This is a genomic window from Oceanicella sp. SM1341, assembly GCF_003448965.1.
Taxonomy (GTDB): domain Bacteria; phylum Pseudomonadota; class Alphaproteobacteria; order Rhodobacterales; family Rhodobacteraceae; genus Paroceanicella.
The window spans coordinates 1-21,352 of record NZ_QRGC01000041.1; the positions used below are offsets into that span (position 1 = coordinate 1).

20 protein-coding genes are annotated in these 21,352 nt (G+C 71.6%); 7 read left to right on the forward strand and 13 right to left on the reverse strand.

The features are described from left to right. Nucleotides 1–142 precede the first annotated feature (142 nt). Nucleotides 143–883, reverse strand: coding sequence for a GntR family transcriptional regulator (locus D3P35_RS23725; RefSeq protein ID WP_118138415.1), 741 nt, complete (start codon nt 881–883; stop codon nt 143–145). Nucleotides 884–971: 88 nt separating this feature from the next. Between D3P35_RS23725 and D3P35_RS23730 the strand changes: the two genes are divergently transcribed. Next, the gene (locus D3P35_RS23730) at nt 972–1,895 is read left to right on the forward strand and encodes an aminotransferase class IV (protein WP_118138416.1); all 924 of its coding nucleotides are present in this window, start codon (nt 972–974) and stop codon (nt 1,893–1,895) included. A gap of 427 nt (nt 1,896–2,322) precedes the next feature. Then, nucleotides 2,323–2,586, forward strand: coding sequence for a hypothetical protein (locus tag D3P35_RS23735; RefSeq protein ID WP_118138417.1), 264 nt, complete (start codon nt 2,323–2,325; stop codon nt 2,584–2,586). A gap of 1,029 nt (nt 2,587–3,615) precedes the next feature. Here the strand turns inward: D3P35_RS23735 and D3P35_RS23745 are convergent. The 8 genes from D3P35_RS23745 to D3P35_RS23780 all read right to left on the reverse strand — a co-directional run bounded on the left by D3P35_RS23745 (nt 3,616) and on the right by D3P35_RS23780 (nt 12,550). Beyond that, complete coding sequence (locus tag D3P35_RS23745) at nt 3,616–4,104, reverse strand: nucleoside deaminase (protein ID WP_118138418.1); 489 nt, start codon at nt 4,102–4,104, stop codon at nt 3,616–3,618. Next, on the reverse strand, nt 4,104–5,060 hold the full coding sequence (locus D3P35_RS23750; protein WP_118138419.1) for an ABC transporter ATP-binding protein: 957 nt from the start codon (nt 5,058–5,060) through the stop codon (nt 4,104–4,106). Before D3P35_RS23750 ends, D3P35_RS23745 begins: the two co-directional genes overlap by 1 nt. A gap of 322 nt (nt 5,061–5,382) precedes the next feature. Then, the gene (locus tag D3P35_RS23755; protein ID WP_118138420.1) at nt 5,383–6,351 is read right to left on the reverse strand and encodes an ABC transporter ATP-binding protein; all 969 of its coding nucleotides are present in this window, start codon (nt 6,349–6,351) and stop codon (nt 5,383–5,385) included. After that, nucleotides 6,344–7,786, reverse strand: a complete 1,443-nt coding sequence (locus D3P35_RS23760; RefSeq protein WP_118138421.1) for a chlorohydrolase family protein — start codon at nt 7,784–7,786, stop codon at nt 6,344–6,346. Before D3P35_RS23760 ends, D3P35_RS23755 begins: the two co-directional genes overlap by 8 nt. Then, a complete protein-coding gene (locus tag D3P35_RS23765; RefSeq protein ID WP_118138447.1) occupies nt 7,783–8,973 on the reverse strand; it encodes an amidohydrolase family protein in 1,191 nt (396 codons plus the stop codon). The genes D3P35_RS23760 and D3P35_RS23765 overlap by 4 nt, the downstream gene beginning before the upstream one ends. Before the next feature lie 5 nt (nt 8,974–8,978). Continuing rightward, nucleotides 8,979–9,962, reverse strand: a complete 984-nt coding sequence (locus D3P35_RS23770; RefSeq protein ID WP_118138422.1) for an ABC transporter permease — start codon at nt 9,960–9,962, stop codon at nt 8,979–8,981. Continuing rightward, nucleotides 9,955–10,947, reverse strand: coding sequence for an ABC transporter permease (locus tag D3P35_RS23775; RefSeq protein ID WP_118138423.1), 993 nt, complete (start codon nt 10,945–10,947; stop codon nt 9,955–9,957). Before D3P35_RS23775 ends, D3P35_RS23770 begins: the two co-directional genes overlap by 8 nt. A gap of 28 nt (nt 10,948–10,975) precedes the next feature. After that, complete coding sequence (locus tag D3P35_RS23780) at nt 10,976–12,550, reverse strand: ABC transporter substrate-binding protein (RefSeq protein ID WP_118138424.1); 1,575 nt, start codon at nt 12,548–12,550, stop codon at nt 10,976–10,978. A 164-nt stretch (nt 12,551–12,714) separates the two neighbouring features. Between D3P35_RS23780 and D3P35_RS23785 the strand changes: the two genes are divergently transcribed. Then, on the forward strand, nt 12,715–13,407 hold the full coding sequence (locus tag D3P35_RS23785; RefSeq protein ID WP_118138425.1) for a GntR family transcriptional regulator: 693 nt from the start codon (nt 12,715–12,717) through the stop codon (nt 13,405–13,407). 61 nt (nt 13,408–13,468) lie between these two features. Here D3P35_RS23785 and D3P35_RS23790 read toward each other — a convergent pair whose 3' ends face one another. Next, nucleotides 13,469–14,827 (reverse strand): GntP family permease, encoded by a 1,359-nt coding sequence (locus D3P35_RS23790; protein WP_118138426.1) that lies wholly within the window; start codon nt 14,825–14,827, stop codon nt 13,469–13,471. 501 nt (nt 14,828–15,328) lie between these two features. On the opposite strand from D3P35_RS23790, the gene D3P35_RS23800 reads away from it, so the two are divergent. Together D3P35_RS23800 and D3P35_RS23805 are read left to right on the forward strand one after the other, a co-directional pair. Beyond that, a complete protein-coding gene (locus D3P35_RS23800; RefSeq protein ID WP_118138428.1) occupies nt 15,329–17,542 on the forward strand; it encodes an NADP-dependent isocitrate dehydrogenase in 2,214 nt (737 codons plus the stop codon). 136 nt (nt 17,543–17,678) lie between these two features. After that, nucleotides 17,679–18,143, forward strand: a complete 465-nt coding sequence (locus D3P35_RS23805; RefSeq protein WP_157982291.1) for a GNAT family N-acetyltransferase — start codon at nt 17,679–17,681, stop codon at nt 18,141–18,143. 92 nt (nt 18,144–18,235) lie between these two features. Here the strand turns inward: D3P35_RS23805 and D3P35_RS23810 are convergent, their stop codons facing one another. Beyond that, nucleotides 18,236–19,120, reverse strand: a complete 885-nt coding sequence (locus D3P35_RS23810) for a LysR family transcriptional regulator (RefSeq protein WP_118138430.1) — start codon at nt 19,118–19,120, stop codon at nt 18,236–18,238. A 116-nt stretch (nt 19,121–19,236) separates the two neighbouring features. On the opposite strand from D3P35_RS23810, the gene D3P35_RS23815 reads away from it, so the two are divergent. After that, on the forward strand, nt 19,237–19,656 hold the full coding sequence (locus tag D3P35_RS23815; RefSeq protein ID WP_118138431.1) for a CidA/LrgA family protein: 420 nt from the start codon (nt 19,237–19,239) through the stop codon (nt 19,654–19,656). After that, nucleotides 19,631–20,341: an LrgB family protein gene (locus tag D3P35_RS23820; protein ID WP_118138432.1), complete on the forward strand. Its 711-nt coding sequence runs from the start codon at nt 19,631–19,633 to the stop codon at nt 20,339–20,341. Before D3P35_RS23815 ends, D3P35_RS23820 begins: the two co-directional genes overlap by 26 nt. Before the next feature lie 46 nt (nt 20,342–20,387). Here D3P35_RS23820 and D3P35_RS23825 read toward each other — a convergent pair whose 3' ends face one another. Both D3P35_RS23825 and D3P35_RS23830 read right to left on the reverse strand, forming a co-directional pair. Beyond that, complete coding sequence (locus D3P35_RS23825) at nt 20,388–20,741, reverse strand: DUF1428 domain-containing protein (protein ID WP_118138433.1); 354 nt, start codon at nt 20,739–20,741, stop codon at nt 20,388–20,390. Next, nucleotides 20,738–21,316, reverse strand: coding sequence for a VOC family protein (locus D3P35_RS23830; RefSeq protein ID WP_118138434.1), 579 nt, complete (start codon nt 21,314–21,316; stop codon nt 20,738–20,740). The genes D3P35_RS23825 and D3P35_RS23830 overlap by 4 nt, the downstream gene beginning before the upstream one ends. Nucleotides 21,317–21,352 lie beyond the last annotated feature (36 nt).

A 21,352-nucleotide genomic window follows, 5' to 3' on the forward strand; every position in this document is an offset into this window, starting at 1 on the left:
GGCCGGCCGCCATGCGCCGGCAGGGCGGAGACGGGGCGCTCGCGGCAGGCTGCGCCCGATGCGGACACCGCGCTCCGGGCCCGGGCGTGGCGGCCGGCCGGCACCGGGATGTCGGGGCGGGAGCCGGAGGGGCGCGCGCCGCTCATGCCCCGGCCTCCCGGCGGGCGGAGCGCTCGGCGAGGAACTCGATGGTGAATTCCGCGTCCGGCGTGTGGTGCAGCGCCTTCAGGAAGCGGGTCTGGAAATGCATCGTGTGGGCATGGGCGAGGGTGTCGGCCGCGTCGGCGTCGCGCGCGGCGATGGCCTCGATGATGTCGGTGTGCTGGTTGTTGAGCACCTGCGTGCGGTCGACCTGCAGCAGGAACTCGAAATGCAGGTGCAGCAGGCGCCGGGCCTCGTTGAGCAGCTCGCCGTACTGGCGGGTGACCCAGGGGTTCCGCCCCGCCTCGGCCACGGCGATGTGGAAATCGTAGTTGGCCTGCGACATCTCCAGCGGCTGGTAGCCCTGCACGGTCTCGTCGAAGCGCGCGGCGCAGGCGCGCAGGCGGTCGAGATCGGCCTCCGAGCGGTGGCGGGCGGCGAGCCGGGTGGCAAAGCGCTGCTGCAGGTCGAGCGCCTCGACGAAGCGCGGGAAGCCGGCGATGTCGATCGGCGCCACGATGGTGGAGCGGTTGGGCAGCATCTCCACCAGCCGCTCGGCGAGCAGCCGGCTCAGCGCCTCGCGCACCGGCGAGCGCGACAGGCCGAAGCGCTGGGAGAGCTGGGTCTCGTCGAGCGGCGTGCCCGGGCGCAGGGCGAGCGCGAGGATCTCGCGCCGCAGCGTCTCGTGCACCCGGCCGGCGGAGCCGCCGCGCTTGGCCTTCTCGCTGTCATCCACCGGCATCGCCCACCTTCTTGTCGTCTCGCTGTCGACAAGGTAAGCACATTGTGGACAGGGTGTCGACACCCGAAACAGCGCAGGGAGCAGGCCGATGACCGACGAGACCCACACCACCCATGACGCCGAGGACGACCCGCGCAACCGCGACATCCTCATCTACGTGAACGGCGCGCTGAAGCACCGCGACGAGGCGGTGGTCTCGGTCTATGACAGCGGCTTCCTGCTGGGCGACGGAATGTGGGAGGGCATGCGGCTCTGCAACGGCCGCTGGGCCTTCTTCGAGGAGCACATGGACCGGTTCTTCGAGGCCTGCAAGGCGGTGGCGCTCGACCCCGGGACCGACCGCGCCGGCATTCTCGAGGCGCTCACCATGACCGCGCAGGCCAATGGCATGACCCATGACGTGCATTGCCGGCTGATGCTGACGCGGGGCGTGAAGGTGAAGCCCTTCCAGCACCCCTCGCTGTCGCGCTCCGGCCCGACGCTGGTGATCATCATGGAGCATTCGAAACCGGTGGACCGGCTTGCCGAGCGCGGCATCCGCCTCGCCACCGTGCCGCAGGTGCGCGGCCTGCCGATGAGCCAGGACGCGAAGTACAACAGCCATTCCAAGCTCAACTGCGTGATCGCCTGCCTGCAGGCCGAGCAGGCCGGCGCCGACGAGGGGCTGATGCTCGACCCGCACGGGTTCGTGAACACCACCAACGCCTGCAACTTCTTCATCGTGCGCCGGGGCGAGGTGTGGACCTCCACCGGCGACTACTGCATGAACGGCGTGACGCGCGGCAAGGTGATCGAGCTGTGCCGGGCAAACGGCATCCCGGTGCGGGAGAAGAACTTCTCGCTGGTCGAGACCTACGGGGCCGAGGAGGCCTTCCTCACCGGCACCTTCGGCGCCCAGACCCCGGTGGCCGAGATCGACGGCCGGCAGATCGGCTCCGGCGGCGCCGGCCCGGTGACCCGCCAGATCCGCGCGCTCTACAAGGCCGCCGTGGAGGTGGACACCCGGGGCTGAGCGGCGCCCTGCCCCGGGGTGTCGGGCGCAAGCGGCTGTCGCGCCGGGGTGCCGGGCGTGATGGCCTCGGGCGGCTTCGATCCGGTTGCAGGGGATCGCCATCCCGCCGAGACTGGGTGCAGGTGCAGCGCCGGGACGGAGCGGAGATGGTGAGCGAATTGCGTCGAAGCCTCGTTCTGCCCACGCGGATCGGGGCCTTGTCGATCGGGGCGCGGGTGACCGGGCCGTCCCTTGTCGAGGCCGACTTGTCGCTGCGCGCCCTGGCCTTCGCGCCGAGGCTTCCGCCGGGCATGAGCACCGCGACCTGCACCGCGGTGCTGCTGCGGATCGCGCCGGGCAGGGAGGTGCGGACCATCCGGTTGCATCCGGAGCTGGAGACCCCGGCCAACGCGAGCCCCTGCACCGGTGAGTGCCTCGACGCACAGGAGTGGAGCGACGGGGGGAACCCGTCGTCATCGGCACCGAGGACAGCCTGGCGCTGGAGGCCCGTTATCCCGGCATGGGCTTCGCCGAAACCCGTGTCGTGGAGTTCGCGCCCCGGGCGATGACGCTCGACCTCGACCACGGGCGCATCCCGGACGGTGCGTCCTTCCACTTCATCGTGGCCGGGAACCCGGATCCGGAACCGGTCGATGCATCGGCCTGGTTCGCGGTGGATCAGCCGCACGAGGCCCTGCTCCGACTGCGGTAGCCAGCGCCCGCGCGCGTTTGCTTCCGGCGTTTCGGGTGCCCGGCGGCGTCTTCATCCCGCGCCGGGGGCGAGGCGGGGATCCTTGCTGCATGAACGGCGTCACCCGGGGGCATGTTAATCGCGCATCGGGGCACGGTCCGGGTCACGAAAACCCTGCCGGCACGCCGATGCCGGATGGCCCGGCGGCCACGCCGATGTCACGCAAGCCCCGGTGCCGGCCCGAAGGCACAGGCCATCCCGCGCGCCTGCCGCGCCGCAGGCGCGGCCCGGCCCAAACCGCAGGAGACGGGCCCGCAGGGCGCGTCGACGCAGGACGGGAGGGCTCCTTTTGCGCTGGTGCAGGGCCTGTCGGCCGGGGCTCTCCCGTGAGGCGCCCACCTGCCGATGTGCGCCCCTTTGGGCCGGGCCGGGTGCTGCGCACCCGGCAGGGGCGCGAGCGCGGACCCCAAGGCAATGTGCGGGCGCGGGAGACGCTGGCCCGGTGGCAGGCCCGGCGGGGATCTTCTTCGCCTTCGGACCGGCGAGCGGTGTCTGTCGGCCCGGCGGTGCGGCGCCGGGCCCGGGGCCGAGGAACGCAGCGTGTAAGGCCGGCGGAGCGGGAAGCGCAGGGCGGTGGGCGATGTGGGCCCGCGCTGCGCCGGCTGTCCGAAGCGGTACGGGTATTTTCGCGCTGGTGTCGGTTGCTCCCACGTGCTGCGCTTCGTCGGTGTCGGTGTCGGTGTCGGTGTCGGTGTCGGTGTCGGTGTCGGTGTCGGTGTCGGTGTCGGTGTCGGTGTCGGTGTCGGTGTCGGTGTCGGTGTCGGTGGCGCTATTGCAAGCCGAGGACGCGTGCGGCCCCTTGCCCTTTGCCCTTTGCCCTTTGCCCTTTGCCCTTTGCCCTTTGCCCTTTGCCCTTTGCCCTTGCCCTTGCCCTTGCCCTTGCCCTTGCCCCTGCCCTTGCCCCTGCCGCTACCCCTGTCCTGTCCTGTTCCGGGCCCTGTCTTCCTCCCTGCCCGGAGCGCGGTTTCCGGTCGATGCTCCGCCCTGCCGTCAGCCCCGGGAGGCGGCCCAGTCGGCGAGGATGGCGGCGGCGTCTTCGGCGAGGTGCTGCTCGGCGGGCAGCGCGCGGGCGTGGATCGGGGCGACGCATTCGGCGCGCAGGTGGGCAACGTCGATGGGGTGGCGCGACTCGTGCGGCAGGGCGCCGAGGTGCCGGCCGCAGTCGCCCTGGTCGGCGGCGTAGTAGAGCCTCGCGATGCCGGCGATGGCCATGGCCGCCACGCAGAGCGCGCAGGGCTCGGCGCTGGTGTAGAGGTCGCAGCCCGCGAGCGAGACGGTGCCGAGCCGGCGGCAGGCGTCGCGGATCGCCTCGGTCTCGCCGTGGGAGGTGGGGTCGAGGCGGGCGACCGAGCGGTTCAGCCCCTCGCCCACGATCACCCCGTCGCGCACGATCACGGCGCCGAAGGGCTCGGTGCCGGGGGTGGTGAGCGCCTGCGCCGAGATGGCGATGGCGCGGCGCATGAAGGTCTCGTCGTACATCAGTGGCTTTCCCTTTCGGCGGCGAAACAGGCGACGCGGCCCGCGCGCAGGCGGGCGTCGCGGACGGGGCGCTCGGAGCGGCAGCGGTCGTGGGCGAGCGGGCAGCGCGGGTGGAAGGCGCAGCCGGGCGGCGGCGCGATGGGGCTGGGCACCTCGCCGCCCATCGGCGCGCGGTCGCGCCGCGGGTTCTCGAGGTCGGGGATCGTCTCGAGCAGGAGGCGCGTGTAGGGGTGCAGCGGCCGGGCGAAGAGATCGGCCGTGGGCTGGATCTCGACGATGCGGCCCAGGTACATCACCGCGATCGTGTCGGCCATGTGGCGCACCACCGAGAGGTCGTGGCTGATGAAGAGATAGGTGAGGCCGAGTTCGCGCTGCAGCCGCTTCATCAGGTTGAGCACCTGCGCCTGCACCGAGACATCGAGCGCCGAGGTGGGCTCGTCGCACACCAGGAACTCCGGCTCGCCGGCGAGCGCGCGCGCGATGGAGATGCGCTGGCGCTGGCCGCCGGAGAACTCGTGCGGGTAGCGCGCCGCGTCGGAGGCGGCGAGGCCGACGGTGGCGAGCAGCTCCTCCACCCGTGCGCGCACCTGTGCCGCGGGCGTGCCCGGGCGCAGGGTGACCAGCGGCTCGGCCACGATGCGGCCGACGCGCCAGCGCGGGTTGAGGCTGGCGAACGGGTCCTGGAAGATCATCTGCATGCGCGTCGCGTCACCGTGGAAGCGCACCGCGCCGCCCGAGGGCGGGTAGAGCCCGGTGACCAGCCGGGCCACGGTGCTCTTGCCGCAGCCGCTCTCGCCCACGAGGGCCAGCGTCTCGCCGCGGCGGATGGTGAAGTCGATACCGTCGACCGCGCGCAGGCTGCGGCGCGGCTTGCGCTCGATCAGCCGGTTCAGCCACGGGGCGGAGACGTCGAAACGCCGCTCCAGCGCGTCGACCTCGAGGATGGGGGTGCTCATGCCGGGAGGTCCTTTCGGGGCGGGAGGTGGGGGCCGGACGGACACCGGCGGGGGGCCGGCTTCGCCCGGAGGCCCTTGCCGCCGGTGGCGGGATGCGCGGGGCGTGCGCCTGGCCCGGAGGGCGCGGCGCGCAGGGGCCGGGCGGCGGGGAACGTGTCCGGGGTGCGCGCCTTGAGGGGCGATGAGCACACGGCAGAGCATCGTGCGGGATGCCCGGGTGCGGTTGCGCTGGTGCGGGACCGGCGCGTGCGCGCGGCGCGGGGACCGGGACACACGGAGTGCGGGGCCAGGGCGGTGCCGGGATGGGTGCTGACGGGCGTGCTCATGCGAGCGCCTCCTCGCGGGCGAGGAAGCAGGCGGCGCCGGGGCCGGTGAGGCGGGGGGTCTCGCGGCGGCAGCGGGGGCCGGCGTGGGCGCAGCGCGGGTTGAAGGCGCAGCCGGGGGGGATGGCGTCGAGCCGGGGCATGGCGCCGGGGATCATCGCGAGCTCCTCCACGTCGTGGCGCAGGCCGGGGATCGCGCCCATCAGGCCGCGGGTGTAGGGGTGCGCGGGGCGGCGGATCACCTGCTCGACAGGGCCGGTCTCGGCAAGGCGGCCGGCGTAGATGACTGCCACGCGGTCGGCGGTTTCGGCGATCACGCCCATGTCGTGGGTGACCAGCATCACCGCGGTGCCGCGCTCGCGGCACAGGCGCTTCAGCAGCGCCGTGACCTGGGCCTGGATGGAGACGTCGAGGGCGGTGGTGGGCTCGTCGGCCACGATCAGCTCGGGCTCGGCGCTCAGCGCGAGGGCGATGACGATGCGCTGGCGCATGCCGCCCGAGAACTGGTGGGGGTAGCTGTCGATCCGCTCCTCGGCCGCGGGGATGCCGACCTCGCGCATCAGCTCCAGCGTGCGGGCCCGGGCGGCGGCGCGGGAGAGGACGGTGTGCAGGCGGATGGTCTCGGTGAGCTGGTCGCCCACGCGGAACAGCGGGTTGAGCGAGGTGAGCGGGTCCTGGAAGATCGCGCCGATGCGCCGGCCGCGGATGCGCCGCATCTCGCGCTCGGGCAGGCCGTCGATCCGGGTGCCGGAGAGGCGGATCTCGCCGCCGGCGATACGGCCCGGCGGCTCGAGCAGGCCGAGGATGGCCATGCCGGTCATCGACTTGCCGGCGCCGCTCTCGCCCACCACGCCGAGGATCTCGCCGCGGCGGATGGTGAGCGAGATGCCGTCGACCGCGGTGAGCACCCCGCGGCGGGTGGGAAACTCGACCCGGAGGTCGGAGACGTCGAGAACGGTGTCACTCATCGGGCCGGCTCCTTGGGTAAGAGGGGCGGAAGATCTCGGAGAGGGGCGGATGGCCCAGCGTGCGCTCGGGGTAGCGCGCGACGAGCCGGTCGAACTGGGCCCGGGCGCGGGGCCAGGCGGCGGCAAGGTCGAAGCCCGGCAGGCGGCCGTCCTCCAGCACGCGGCGGCCGTCGACCCAGACCTCGCGGACATCGCGGCCGGAGGCGCCGGTCATCAGGCTCTGCACCGGGTCGGGGCCCTGCAGCAGGCCGGCGAGGGAGATGACGGTGATGTCGGCCGCGGCGCCGGGCGCGAGGCGGCCGAGGTCGGGCCGGCCGAGGGCGGCGGCGCCGCCGAGGGTGGCGGCGTCGAACATCGCCTCCGAGCGGAGGGCCTCGGCGCCGCCGAGCATGCGGGCCATCATCAGGCCGGTCTGCATGTTGAGGATCATGTCGGGGGGTGCCGTGTCGGTGCCCAGGCCGATGGTGAGGCCCATGGCGCGGCAGGCGGCGAAGCTGTCGAGCACCGAGCCGTGGCGGGCGGAGACCAGCGGGCAATGCACCAGGCTCGCGCCCGCGTCGCGCAGGATGGCGAAATCGCGGCCGCGCGCCTGCGTGCCGTGCGGCAGCAGCCAGCGGGGGGAGAGCACGCCGAGGCGCTCGAGCCATTCGACCGGGGTGCAGCCGTGCTGGCGGGCCACGAGCGCCACCTCGGTGGGCGATTGCAGGCAGTGCAGGCGCACCGGCGCGTCCATCTCGGCGGCGAGGGCGGCGGTGCGGGTGAGGAAACCGGCGGTGCAGGTCTCGATACGGTCGGGGGCGAACATGGCGCGGATGCGGCCCCCTGCCCGGCCGTCGATGCGCGCGGCGAAACGGGCGGCCTCCTCCAGCCCCGCCATGCCGCGGGCCTCGTCGTAAAGCGTGCCGATCTCGCCCGGGGCGGTGACCACCTGGCCGCCGGTGCGGCAGGCGGGGCCGAGGTAGACGCGCAGGCCCAGCTCCTCGGCCGCATCGGCCGCGGCCTCGAACTCCGCCACCGTCTCGCCCCAGGCGCGGTAAAAGAGCGAGGCGATGGGGAGGGCGGTGGTGATGCCGTTGCGGATGAGCTGGGCGAAGGCGAAGCGCTTCTGGAAGGCGAGCTCGTCGGGCGTGTACATCTCGTACGGACCGCGCTCGACGTAGCTCATCGGCCAGACGCGGCCGGTGGCCCAGGCGGGGCCGTTGTCGAAGCCAAGGATGGTGGTGTCGAGGTCCGACAGCGCGTCGAGATCGATGAAGCCGGGGGAGATCAGCGCCTCGCCATGGTCGATGCGCCGGTCGACATGGCCCTCGAAACGGGGGCCCGCGTGGAGCACGCGGCTGCCCTCGATCACCAGCTCGCCATGCTCGTGCAGCACGTGGGTGCCGGCCTCGTGGCCGACCAGCCAGCGGGCGGTGATGAGGGTGCGCGGGCTCATGGCGCGGGGCGCAGGGCTGCGCCGGCTCGCGCCACCACCCGGCCGCCCTTTACCACCAGCGGGCGCGGGGCGCGGGTGACGATGGCCTCGGCCAGGGTCTCGCCGGAAAGCAGCACCGCGTCGGCCCGGTCGCCCGGCGCGAGGCCGTAGCCGGGGAGCGCCATGATCGCGGCGCCGCCTCTGGTGCAGATGTCGAAGGCAAGGGCCAGCTCGTCATCCCGGCGCAGGTTGTTGCGCAGGCCGACGAGCATGGCGCGCTCCAGCATGTCGGCGTTGCCATACGGCCCCCATGTGTCGCGGATGCCGTCGGAGCCCGCGCCGGTGAGCACGCCCGCGGCGGCGAGTTCCTTCACCGCCGGCACCGCGGTGGAGGCCGGCGCCGTGGTGATGATGTGCACCCGCGCCTCGGCCAGCGCCTCGGTGAGGGCGGCGGCGGCGGCGCGGTCGGCCATGCCGAGGCAGAAGGCGTGGGAGACGGTTACGAGCCCTTCCATGCCGAGGGCCTTCGTGCGCTCCAGGATCAGTTCCATGGAGAAGGCGCCGAGGGCGTCGCGCTCATGCAGGTGGATGTCGACCGGTTTGCCGTGCTTTTGCGCCAGGGCGAAGACCACGTCGAGATGGGCTTTCGGGTCACGGTCGATGCCGCAGGGGTCGAGCCCGCCCACCACGTCGGCGCCGGCGGAGAGGGCGGCATCCATCAGCTCGGCGGTGCCGGGGCGGATCATCATGCCGGACTGCGGGAAGGCGACGATCTCGATGTCGACGATGCCGGCGAGCCGCGCGCGGGTTTCGGCCACGCCCTCGATGCCGGCGAGCCCGTGCTCGGTGTCCACGTCGACATGCGAGCGGATATGGGTGGTGCCCCTGGAGACCGAGAGCAGCGCCTGGCGCTCGGACTGTACCTGCGGGTGGAGGCCGAGGGAGACCTTCACCGCGCGCTCGTTCTCGATCTTGTCGATCAGGCGGGGGCCGACCTCGTTGCGGTACCAGGGCAGGCCGAGGAGCGACTTGTCGAGATGGGTGTGCGCCTCGACGAGGCCGGGGGCGAGGATGGCGCCTGCGCAGTCGATCACCTGCGTGCCCTCGGGCAGCGGGGCGCCGGGGGCGGCGAAGCGCCCGTCGAGGATGGCGATGTCGGTGGCGGCGGCGCCCATCGGGCGGGTGTTGCGCAGGAGCAGGCTGGTCATGGCGATCATCTCAGTTTCGGGTTGAGGGCGTCGCGCAGCCAGTCGCCGATCATGTTCACGCAGAGCACGATCAGGCAGAGCTGCACGGAGGGGAACACGACGATCCACCACAGGCCGGAGAACAGGTACTGGTTGCCCACCCGGATCAGCGTGCCGAGGGAGGGCTGGTCGGGCGGCATGCCGACGCCGAGGAAGGAGAGGGTCGCCTCCGACAGGATCGCGAGGCCGAAGTTGAGCGTGGCGGCCACCATCACGGGCGTGAGCGTGTTGGGCAGGATGTGGTGGAGCATGATGCGCCAGGGCTTCACCCGGATGAGCCGCGCCGCCTGCACGTATTCGCGCCGCCGCTCCACCATGGCCGAGGCGCGCACGGTGCGGGCGTATTGCACCCAGGAGGGCACGGCGATGGCGATGACGAGGATGGGCAGCGCGAGCAGCCCCTTCAGCCCGGCGGGCAGCGCCGCGGTGGCCATCGCCGAGATCAGGATGGCGATGAGGATGAAGGGCATGGAGAGGAGCACGTCCCCCGCCCGCATGATGATGTTGTCCACCCAGCCGCCGAAATATCCGGCGACGAGCCCGAGCGTGAGCCCCACGGCGAGCGCCGCCACCACCGAGGCGAGGCCGATCACCAGCGAGACGCGCGAGCCGTAGAGGATGGCCGAGAGGATGTCGCGCCCTTGCGTGTCGGTGCCCAGCAGGTAGGGCCATTGCCCGCTCTCGGCCCAGAGCGGCGGCAGCTCGGCGTTCCACAGCTCCAGCGCCGCGAGGTCGTAGGGGTTTTGCGGCGCGATGAGCGGCGCGAACAGCGCGGTGAGCGCGATGAGTGCCAGCAGGCAGGCGGCGAAGACCGCGCTGGGGTGGCTGCGGAAGGAGAACCACAGGTCGCTGTCGGCCCAGGCGGCGGGCAGCAGGCGGAAGCGCCGGGAGGTGGGGGGCATGGCGGTGTCCTCGCGGGCGGGGGCGTCGGGGTGGGAGATGTCAGCCATTGCCGCCTCCGGCCTTCGCGGTGTCGTCGCGCAGGCGGGGGTCGACCCAGGCGTAGGTGATGTCGACACAGGTGTTGAGCAGCACGAAGATGAAGGAGACCAGCATCAGGTAGGCCGCCATCACCGGGATATCGACGAAGGTCACCGCCTGGATGAACAGCAGCCCCATGCCCGGCCACTGGAATACGGTCTCGGTGACGAGGGCGAAGGCGATGAGATTGCCGATCTGCATGCCGGTGAGGGTGATGACCGGCATCAGGCAGTTGCGCAGCGCGTGGCGCCAGTGGATGCGGGCCGCGGGCACGCCGCGGGCGCGGGCGAACTTCACGTAATCGGTGCGCAGGGTCTCGAGCATCTCCGCGCGCACCAGCCGCATCACCAGCGTGACCTGGAAGGTGGAGAGCGAGAGCGCCGGCAGCACCAGCGCCGCCCGGCCGGAGGGGGTGAGCAGCCCCGTGCTCCACCAGCCGATGTCCACCGTCTCGCCGCGCCCGAAGGCCGGCAGCCAGCCCAAGCTCACCGAGAAGGCGAGGATGAGCAGGATGCCCGTGACGAAACTGGGCAGCGACACCCCCACGATCGAGCCGATCTGCAGCGCGTCGGCCAGTTTCGAGCGCCGGTAGACGGCGGTGATCACCCCCAGCGGGATGCCGAGCACGAGCGAGATCACCGTGGCCACCAGCACCAGCTCGAACGTGGCGGGGAAGCGCTCGCCGATCAGGGTCATCACGTCCTGCTGGTTGCGGTAGGAGATGCCGAAATCGCCCTGCGCCGCGTGTGCGACGAAGCGCAGGTACTGGGTGGCGAACCCGTCGTTGAGGCCCAGCCGCTCGCGCAGCTCTGCCCGGTCGGCCTGGGTGGCCTGCTCGTTGACCATCATCTCCACCGGGTCGCCGAAGAACCGGAAGATCAGGAAGGCGAGCAGGGCCACGGCGAGCATCACCAGGGCGGCGTTTGCCGTGCGCTTGATGAGAAAGGCGAGCATGGCTGGGGTCTCCTCGGGGCCGGGGCCCTTACATCTGCGCGTACCAAAGGCGCGGCTTGTTGTCGGGGAAGAGCGGCATCTGCTTCACCGCGTCGGTGGTGGCCCAGGCCATCGGCTGCTGGTGCAGCGGCAGCATGATGAACTCCCGCTTCACGATGGCGAGCGCCTCGGTCTCCATCGCCAGCCGCTTTTCGGTGTCGAGCTCGGAGCCCGCGGCGTCGATCAGCGCGTCGAGCTCGGGGAAGGACCAGCCGCCCCAGTTGAACACGCCGGCATTGCCCTCCTTGGTGTGGAAGATCTGCAGCAGGGGCGAGTAGGCGTCGAGCATCGGCAGCGTGGCCCAGCCGAGGGTGTAGATGTCGGTCTGGCCGTTGGTGCGCTTCGGCGTCTGGACCGCGCGGGGGGCGACGTCGAGCTGCGGTTTCAGGCCGATGCGCGCCCACATGGCGGCGATGGCCTGGCAGAACTGCTCCTCGTTCACCAGCCCGTCGGAGACGCAGTTGAACTGGAACTCCAGCCCCTCGGGCACCCCGGCCTCGGCCAGCAGGGCCCTGGCCTTCTCCGGGTCATAGGCCGGCACGGAGTCGAGCTCGGGCGCGTAGCCGGGGATCTGCGGTGCCACGGTGGCGCCGGCCACGCGGGACTTGCCGCGCATCACCCTGGCGTGGATCAGCTCGAGGTCGATCGCGTCGTAGAGCGCCTCGCGGGCGCGGATGTCGGAGAAGGGGTTGGGCGCGCCGCTGGCCAGCGTCTCGCGGAAGGGAAAGCCGATCATCACCGTGCGCAGGTCCACGCCCTCGAGCACGTTCACGCCCGGGGCGGCCTCGAGCCGCGGCAGGTCCTGCACCGGGGCGTCGTTGGTGAAGTCGATCTCGCCGGAGAGAAGGGCCGCCACGCGCGTCGCCGCCGAGGTGACCGGGGTGAACTCGATGCGGTCGATGTTGTGCTGCGGCGTGTCCCACCAGCCCGGGTTCTTCACGAAGACGGTCTTCGCATCGGGCTGGCGGCTCTCGACCATGAAGGGGCCGGTGCCGTTGGCGTTGTAGGTGGCATAGCCCTCCACGCCGGCGCCGATGTCGGTGGGCTTCTCCGCGCCGTGCTCGACCAGCCATTCCTTGTCGAAGATGTGGATGTTGGTGAGGTCGTTGAGCAGCAGCGGGTAGGTGCCGTTGAGCGTGATGTCGATGGTGAGCGGGTCGACCACCTCGGCGCTCACGTAGGCCGGCAGGTTGCCCTTGAGCGGCGAGGCGGGGTCGCTCACCCGGGCGAGGGAGGCGAGCACGTCATCGGCGGTGAAGGGGTTGCCGTTGTGGAAGGTGACACCCTCGCGCAGGTGGAAGCGCCAGGTGACGCCATCCTCGAGGATCTCCCAGGAGGTGGCGAGGGCGGGCTCGATCTTCAGCTCGCGATTGTAGCGCACCAGCCCCTCGTAGACGTGGTTGAGCACGTTGATGGTGAAGCTGTCGCCGTAGGAATAGGGGTCGAGCGAGCCGATGTCGCGGTTCGCGCCCCATTTCAGCACGTTCTCGGCCTGCGCGGCCGCTCCGCCCAGCATGGTCGCAAGGGCGAGCGCGGAGGCGAGGGCCAGGTTTTTCGGTGTCATCGCGGGCTCCCTGTTGCTGCGAATCGTATGTCACTGCTTTGGTTAATTGGATACGATCCGACTCCTACGCCGTGTGGATGCGATCTGGCAAGCAAATTGTATCCAATTGACAGATTTTTTGGGATACACTAGAAAGGCGCTCCCTCGGACCGCGAAGTGACCCCATGAGTGAAGCGCAGAAGAACACCCTGAGCGATGCCGTGTATGACCTGCTGCGGCGGGCGATCATCGAGCAGGCGCTGCAGCCGGGCATGCGCCTGCCGGAGGACACGGTGGGCGACCAGTTCGGCGTGAGCCGCACCATCGTGCGCCATGCCTTCGTGCGGCTGGAAAACGAGGGGCTGATCGTGACGAAGCGCAACCGCGGCGCCTTCGTGGCCGAGCCCTCGCTGGAGGAGGCGCGGCAGATCTTCGAGGTGCGCCACTGCCTGGAGCGCGAGGTGGTGCTGAAGCTGATCGACCGCATGCCCGCCACCGGCTACGACGCGCTGGAGGCGCATGTGCGCTCGGAAAAGGCGGTGCTGGGCAAGGACGGGCCGGTGTCGATCCGGCTCGCGGGCGAGTTCCACACGCTGATGGCCGAGCTTACCGGCAACGCGGTGCTGGCGCGCTATGTCTCTGAAATCGTGACGCGGTGCTCGCTGATCATCGCCACCTTCGGGCGCAGCCACTCCTCGGATTGCGCGGTGGACGAGCACTCCCAGATCATCGCCGCCATCCGCGCGGGCGACGCGGAGCGGGCAACCGCGCTGATGGCGCATCACCTCGGCGCGGTGGCCGACAGGGCGGATCTCGAGGAGAAGAAGGACAGTATCGAGACGATACTCTCCCGCTACGGGCGCGTGGCGGCGCCCTGAAACGCAGCGGGCCGCCCCGGGGGGCGGCCGCGCGTTGGTGTCGGGCCCGTGGCGCCGGGGCTCAGAAGATGAGCGAGCCGGCGAAGGCGAGGGCGAAGCCCACCACGCCGATGATGGTTTCCATCACCGTCCAGGTTTTCAGCGTGGTCTTCTCGTCCATGCCGAGGAAGCGGCCCACCAGCCAGAAGCCCGAATCGTTCACGTGGCTCAGCGCGGTGGAGCCCGCGGCGATGGCGATCACGATGAAGCACAGGTCGAGCTGGCTGAGGTCGGTGGCGGCCGAGACCGTGGGGGCGATGAGCCCGGCGGTGGTGGTGAGCGCCACCGTGGCCGAGCCCTGCGCCACGCGCAGGCCGAGGGCCAGCACGAAGGCCGCCACGATGATCGGCAGGCCGAGGTCGGACAGGCTGCCGGCCAGCGCGTCACCGATGCCGCTGGCACGCAGAACGCCGCCGAACATGCCGCCCGCGCCGGTGACCAGGATGATGGCGCAGACCGGCCCGAGCGAGGCGTTGCACAGCTCCTCGATCTCGCCGAGGCTGCGGCCCTTCGCGAAGATGAAGATCGCCGCCAGAACGGTGATCAGCAGGGCCACGGGGGTCTGGCCGATCATCAGCAGGAAGTCGAACACCGGGCCGCCGCCCTCAATGGCGCCGGAGGACTGCAGGGTGGAGAGGCCGGTGTTGAGGAAGATCAGCACCAGCGGCAGCAGCAGGATGAACAGCACCGTGCCCAGCGTGGGGGCGGGCACGCCGCTCGCGGCCGGGGCGTCGAGCTTGGGGATCTCGACATTCACCCGGCGGCCGATGGCGGTGCCGAAGAGATAGGCCGAGATGTACCAGGTGGGGATGGCGAGGATGAGGCCCACGATCACCAGCAGGCCGATGTCCGCCCCGAGCAGCGTGCCCGCGGCCACCGGCCCGGGGTGCGGCGGCACGAAGGCGTGCATGATGGCGAAGGCGCCCGCCGCCGGCATGGCGTAGAGCAGCAGCGAGCCGCCGAAGCGCCGGGCAACCACGAAGATCACCGGCAGCATCACCACGAGGCCCGCGTCGAAGAAGATCGGGATGCCGAAGAGCAGCGAGGCGACGCCGAGTGCCAGCGGCGCCCGCTTCTCGCCGAAGAGCCCTACCAGCCTGTCGGCCAGCACCTGGGCGCCGCCGCTCACCTCGAGCAGCCGGCCGATCATGGCGCCGAAGCCCACCAGCAGGCCGACGCTGGCCAGCGTCTTGCCGAAGCCGTCGAGCAATGTGGGAACCACGTCCGCGAACGGCACGCCGGTGACGATGGCCACCACGAGGCTCATGAGCACCAGGGCCACGAAGGCATGCATGCGGGCGTAGAGAATGAGCGCCAGCAGTGCGAGGACTGACAAGAGCGCGATGATAAGCAAAGTGGCGGTTCCCATGGTCGGATCCATACCGCTTCCCTCCCTAGGTCTCGGGCGGCGGGGCAGCCCGCGCGCGCAGATTCATTTGTCCGGAGGGCGTCTCTGGGCAGACTCGGAACATGGCCATGACGCCGACCGGAATGGTCGACAACGCCCCCTTCCGGCGGTCTCCCCCCTCCCAGCCGGGGGCCGCCGGGCTCCGGCTCGTTGGCCGGAGGCGTCGGGTGTGTACTGTGGTGCACCGGAGGGGAATGTCCATGCCCCTCGTCGCGTCGCGCGGGAAGTTTTTCCGTGACGTCAACGTGTGCGTGCAGTGCAAGTAGCTGGAGCAAAAGGCAATTCCGGCCCCGTCCAGCCGGGCCCCCGCGCGGGGCGGCCGGGCGCCGGGGCGGGGCGGGCGGCCCTCGCCGGCGCGGAAACCGGCGCGACTCACCCCTTTCCGGCGCGGCGGGCCGTTTCGCGTGTCGCAGTCGGTAGACCTCCGGCGCGGCTTCGGTTAGCTTTCGCCAGCTCTAGAAAGGCTTGGAACTCATGGCTGAACCGAACACCCCCGATATCGTGTATACCAAAGTCGACGAAGCGCCGGAGCTTGCCTCCGCCTCGCTGCTCCCGATCATCCGCAGCTTCGCCGCCGCGGCCGGGGTGAGCGTGGGCACGCGGGACATCTCGCTCGCCGGCCGCATCATCGCCGCCTTCCCCGAGGCGCTCACCGAGGCGCAGCGCCAGTCCGACGACCTCGCCGTGCTGGGCGAGCTGGTGAAGACGGCCGAGGCCAACGTGATCAAGCTGCCGAACATCTCGGCCTCCGTGCCCCAGCTGGTGGCCGCGGTGAAGGAACTGCAGGCCCAGGGCTATGCCCTGCCCGACTACCCCGAGGCGCCCGCGACCGATGCCGAGAAGCAGGCCCGCGCCCGCTACGACGCCATCAAGGGCTCGGCGGTGAACCCGGTGCTGCGCGAGGGCAACTCCGACCGCCGCGCCGCCGTGGCGGTGAAGAAGTTCGCCCAGGCCAACCCGCATTCCATGGGCAGCTGGAGCGCCGATTCGAAGACCCATGTCTCCTCGATGTCGGGCGGCGACTTCTTCTCCAACGAGAAATCCGCCACGCTCACCGCCGCCCAGGCGGGGCCCGCGAAGATCGAGCTGGTGGGCGCCGACGGCTCGGTGACCGTGCTCAAGGAGGGCGTGAGCTTCCCCGAGGGCACGGTGGTGGACGCCACCTTCATGTCCGCGAAGGCGCTCGATGCCTTCCTCGCCGAGCAGATCGCGGCCACCAAGGCCGAGGGCATCCTGTTCTCGCTGCACATGAAGGCCACGATGATGAAGGTCTCCGACCCGATCATCTTCGGCCACGCGGTGAAGGAATTCCTCAAGCCGGTGTTCGAGAAATTCGGCGCCGAGCTGAAGGCCGCGGGCGTGAACCCCAACTCCGGCATCGGCGACCTGATGGCCCGCATCAAGGGCCAGCCGGAGCTGGAAGCGGCGGTGAAGGCGGCCATCGAGGCCGGCCCGCCGATGTACATGGTCAATTCCGACAAGGGCATCACCAACCTGCACGTGCCCTCGGACGTGATCATCGACGCCTCGATGCCCGCGCTGATCCGCGCCGGCGGCAAGGGCTGGGGCCCGGACGGCAAGGAAGCCGACACCAATTGCGTGATCCCGGACAATTCCTACGCCCCGGTCTATGACGAGACCATCGCCTACTTCAAGGAAACCGGCGCGCTCGACCCCGCCACCGCCGGCACGGTGCAGAACATCGGCCTGATGGCGCAGAAGGCGGAGGAGTACGGCTCCCACCCCACCACCTTCGAGATCCCCTCCGCCGGCACGGTGCGCATGGTGCTGGCCAACGGCGACGTGCTGCACGAGCACGCGGTGGAAGCGGGCGACATCTGGCGCTCGGCCTCCGCGCGCCGCGCCCCGATCGAGGACTGGGTGAACCTCGCCATCGAGCGCCAGGCCGCCGAGGGCTGCCAGGCGATCTTCTGGCTCGACGCCGCCCGCGCGCATGACGCCGAGCTCATCGAGCTGGTGAAGCCGATCCTCGCGGCGAAGGGTGTCGCGGACAAGTTCCTCATCCTCGCCCCGCGCGAGGCGACGCGCCTCACCCTCGAGACCATCCGCAAGGGCGAGACCTCGATCGCGATCACCGGCAACGTGCTGCGCGACTACCTGACCGACCTGTTCCCGATCCTCGAGCTCGGCACCTCGGCGAAGATGCTCTCCATCGTGAAGCTGATGCAGGGCGGCGGGCTGTTCGAGACCGGCGCCGGCGGCTCGGCGCCCAAGCACGTGCAGCAGCTGGTGGAGGAAAACCACCTGCGCTGGGACAGCCTTGGCGAGTTCTGCGCGCTCGGCGAGAGCCTGAAGTTCCTCGCCGCGGCGAAGGGCAACGCGAAGGCGAAGGTGCTGGGCGAGGCGGTGGACATCGCGACCCAGGGCATCCTCGACGACAACCGCTCGCCCAGCCGCCGCGTGGGCCAGCCCGACAACCGCGACAGCCACTTCTGGTTCGCGCTCTACTGGGCCGACGCGCTGGCGCAGCAGGGCACGGACGCGGAGCTGGCGGCGCATTTCGCCCCCATCGCCGCGGCGCTGAAGGAGAATGCCGACAAGATCGTGGCCGAGCTGGCCGCGGCACAGGGCAAGCCGGCCGATCTCGGCGGCTACTTCCACACCGACCCGGAGAAGACCGCGGCGGTGATGCGCCCCTCGGCCACGCTGAACGCCATCATCGGCTGAACGCCCGGCCCCTCCCGGGCCCTGACCTCGCGACGCGGCCTCCCCCCGGGGGGCCGCGTTGTTCATTCCCGCCGGGCGCTGTGGCGCCTGGTGTTCCGGCATGCAGAACGCGCGCCCACGCTCACCGGAGGATGCGATGACCGAAGCTCACTGGCGCCGCGCCCTGCCCGGCGAGATCGACGCGGTGGAGGCGGTGCTGACCGACCCGCAGTTCTTCGCCGTGCTCGAGGCGGTGCCGCGCGACCGGCTGGAGGAGGCGCTCACCGGCACCGACCGGCGGCTGTTCGTCTGGGCCGAGGGGGCGGAGCCGATGGCCTTCGCCTATCTCTCGGGCTGCAACGGGCCGCGGCCGAAGCTGGAGGAATTCGCCACCCTGCGCCGCGGCGCGGGCGTGGGCGGGCGCGCCCTGCCCGCCCTTGTCGCGCTGATGGCGGCGGAGAAGCCCGGCGGCTGCCTCTGGCTGCACGTGGTGCCTGAGAACGCGGTGGCGATCCGGCTCTACCGGCGCTGCGGCTTCGGGCGCGACGAGATCATCCCCGCCGGCTGGACCACTCGCCTCGGCGTGACCACCGACCTGCTGCGCCTGCACCACGACCTCTGAGCCCGCCCCGCGCGCGCGGGCGCTCGGCAAGCGGCGGCGCAGGGCCGGAGACCCGAGGGAGGGGCCGCCCCCGCCGGGGCCTCGGGCGCCGCTCAGGAGGGGGGCCGGGTTTCGCGGGCGATGTCGAGCCAGGCCCGGGCGGCATGGGGGATGTAGGCGCCCCGGCGCCAGAGCATGGCCATGTCCCAGTCGGTGCCCGGCTGGTCGAGCGGGATGCGCGCCACCGGCAGGTGGCCGCGCTGGCCGGCGATCATCCGCGGCAGGAAGGCCACACCCAGCCCGGCGGCGGCGAGCTCGGCGATGAAGTCGATCTGGCTGCTGCGCGCCGCCACCTCGGGCTCGAACCCCTCGCGGCGGCAGGCGTCGAGGATGATGCGGTTGAGGGCGAAGCCGCTCTCGAACAGGATGAAGGGCATCGCGCGCAGCTCCGACAGCGTCACCCGCGCGCGGCCGGCGAAGGGCGAGCCCGGCGAGACCAGCGCCTCCAGCGGCTCGCGGCGCACCGGCTGCCAGTCGAACTCCTCGGACACCGGCAGCAGCGAGGCCGCGAGGTCGATCTCGCCGGCGCGCAGCAGGTCCTCCAGCCGGTCGGAGCCGTGCTCGACGAGGCGGATCTCCACGCCGGGGTAGCGCTGGCGGTAGGTGGTGAACACCGGCGCGAACAGCAGGCTGGAGCCGATGGGTGGCAGGCCCAGGCGCAGCGCGCCGCGGCTGAGGCCGGCGAGCTCGCGCAGCTCGGTGAGCAGCGTGTCGCGGTCCGCCAGCAGGGTGAGGCCGCGCTGGTAGACCACCTCCCCCGCCGCGGTGAGGCTGCTGCGATGGCCGATCCGGTCGAGCAGCGGCAGGCCGAGCTCGTCCTCGAGCTGGCGCACCGCCTTGCTGACGGTGGATTGCGTGGCGTTGAGGCGCGCCGCGGCCCGGCTGAAGCCGCCGGCGCGCACCACCTCCACGAAGGCCCTGAGGGTGCGGAATTCCATGAGTATTCTCATATGGAATGAAATCCAGTCAGACAAGTCATTTGAAGAATGCATGCCGCGGTGCCATGTGTGGAGCCAAGGGGGAGGAGCCGGAGACCCATTCTCGGAGCTGCCTTATGTCCACAAGATCCGTCTCGATCCGCCTGCGCCGGGCCGCGCATCGCAGCCGGCTGCTGCAGGTGGGTATCCTCATCGCCTTCTGGGCCGCCGGCGAGGCGCTGGTGCGGCTCACCGGCCTGCCGCTGCCCGGCAGCATCGTGGCGCTGGCCGCGGTGCTGGTGCTGCTGGCGCGCCGCCGGCTGTGCGTGTCGAGCGTGCGGCGCGGGGCGAACTGGCTGCTGGCGGAGATGCTGCTGTTCTTCGTGCCGGCGGTGCTGGCGGTGCTGGAGCATCGCGAGTTCCTCGGCCTGCTGGGGCTGAAGGTGCTGGCGGTGATCCTGGTCGGCACGCTCTCGGTGATGGCGGTGACCGCGCTCACCGTCGAGCTCGGCTATCGCTGGAGGATGCGCCATGAGCGGGCTGCTGTCCTCGCTTGATCCCTGGGCCGCGGTGGCCGGCTGGTCGGCGGTCACCATCGGCTTCTACCTCGTCTCGCGGCAGGTGTACCGGCGCTGGCCGCGCTGGTGGCTGATGCCGCTCGCGGTCACCCCGGCGCTGGTGATGCTGGTGGTGCTGGCCCTGCACGAGACCTACCGCGACTATATCGGCGGCACCGGCTGGATGATCATGATGCTCGGCCCCGCCACCGTGGCCTTCGCCGTGCCGATCTGGGAGCAGCGCGCGCTGATCCGCAGCCACTGGCCGGTGCTGGCCCTCGGCATGGTGGCGGGCAGCGCCACGGCGATCGGGGTGAGCTGGGGCATGGCGAGCCTGCTCGGGCTCGACGACACGCTGCGGCTGAGCCTGCTTCCGCGCTCGATCAGCACGCCCTTCGCGATGGAGGTCTCGGCGGATATCGGCGGGGTGCCCGACCTCACGGCGGTCTTCGTGGTGATGACCGGGGTGCTGGGGGCGGCGCTCGGCGATCTCGTGATCGCCTGGCTGCCGCTGCGCTCGGCGCTGGCGCGGGGTGCCTTCCTCGGGGTGGGGGCGCATGGCGCGGGCACGGCGCGGGCGCACCAGCTGGGAGCCACCGAGGGCTCGGTGGCCGGGCTCGTCATGGTGCTGGTGGGGCTGCTGAACGTCGCCCTCGCCCCGGTGCTGGCCTGGGCGGTGCACTGAGCCTCCGGGGCTTGCCGGGGCGGGGGCCGCCCCGGGACCGGCGGGCTCAGGCCTCCACCACCGGGATGAAGCCGCCGAAGATCATCCGCTTGCCGTCGAAGGGCATCGCGGCCATGTCGGCGTCCATGCGGGGGTCCTCCATCACCGCCTTCATGCCGGCGTCGCGCGCGGCGCGCGAGGGCCAGGTGATCCAGCTGAACACCACCGCCTCGCCCGGCTCCAGCTTCACCGCCATGGGGAAGGAGGTGAGCTTGCCCTCGGGCACGTCGTCGGCCCAGCACTCCATCACCGAGAGCGCGCCATGCTCGCGGAAGATCGTGGCGGCGAAGCTTGCATGGGCGATGAACGCCTCGCGGCGGGCCAGCGGCACGGCGAGGACGAAACCGTCGACATAGCTCATGCCACGCCCTCCGCCGCCGCCGCGGCCTCGAGGGCGGCGATGTCGATCCGGCCCATGGCCATCATCGCCTCCCTCACCCGGGCCGAGGCCCCCGGCCCCGGTGCCGCGAGCAGGCGCGGCAGCGCCTCGGGCACGATCTGCCAGGAGAGGCCGAAGCGGTCGCGCAGCCAGCCGCAGCGCCCCAGGCTGCCGCCATCGGCGGTGAGCGCGTCCCAGAGCCGGTCGGTCTCGGCCTGGTCCGGCGTGGTGACGGCGATCGAGGCCGCCTCGCCGTGGCGGAACATCGGCCCGCCGTTCAGCGCCTGGTAGGGCGTGCCGGCGAGGGTGAAGCTCACCAGCAGCGCCGGGGCGTCGGGCGCGGGCGGCACCCGCCCGGTGATGCGCGAGCCGGGGATGAGCGCGGTGTAGAGCGCGGCCGCCTCCTCGCCGGTGCCGTCGAACCAAAGGCAGGTGGCGACGGAGACGGTGGGGGCGGCGGGGGCCGGGCCCGTCGCGGTCGCCGGTGGCGGGGCGCTGCGTGGCGGGCGGCCCGGTGCGGCGGCATCGGGTGGGGTTGCAACGGATATCGGCGTCATGTTCGTCCTCCCTTGGGGGTGCCGCGGCCGGATGGC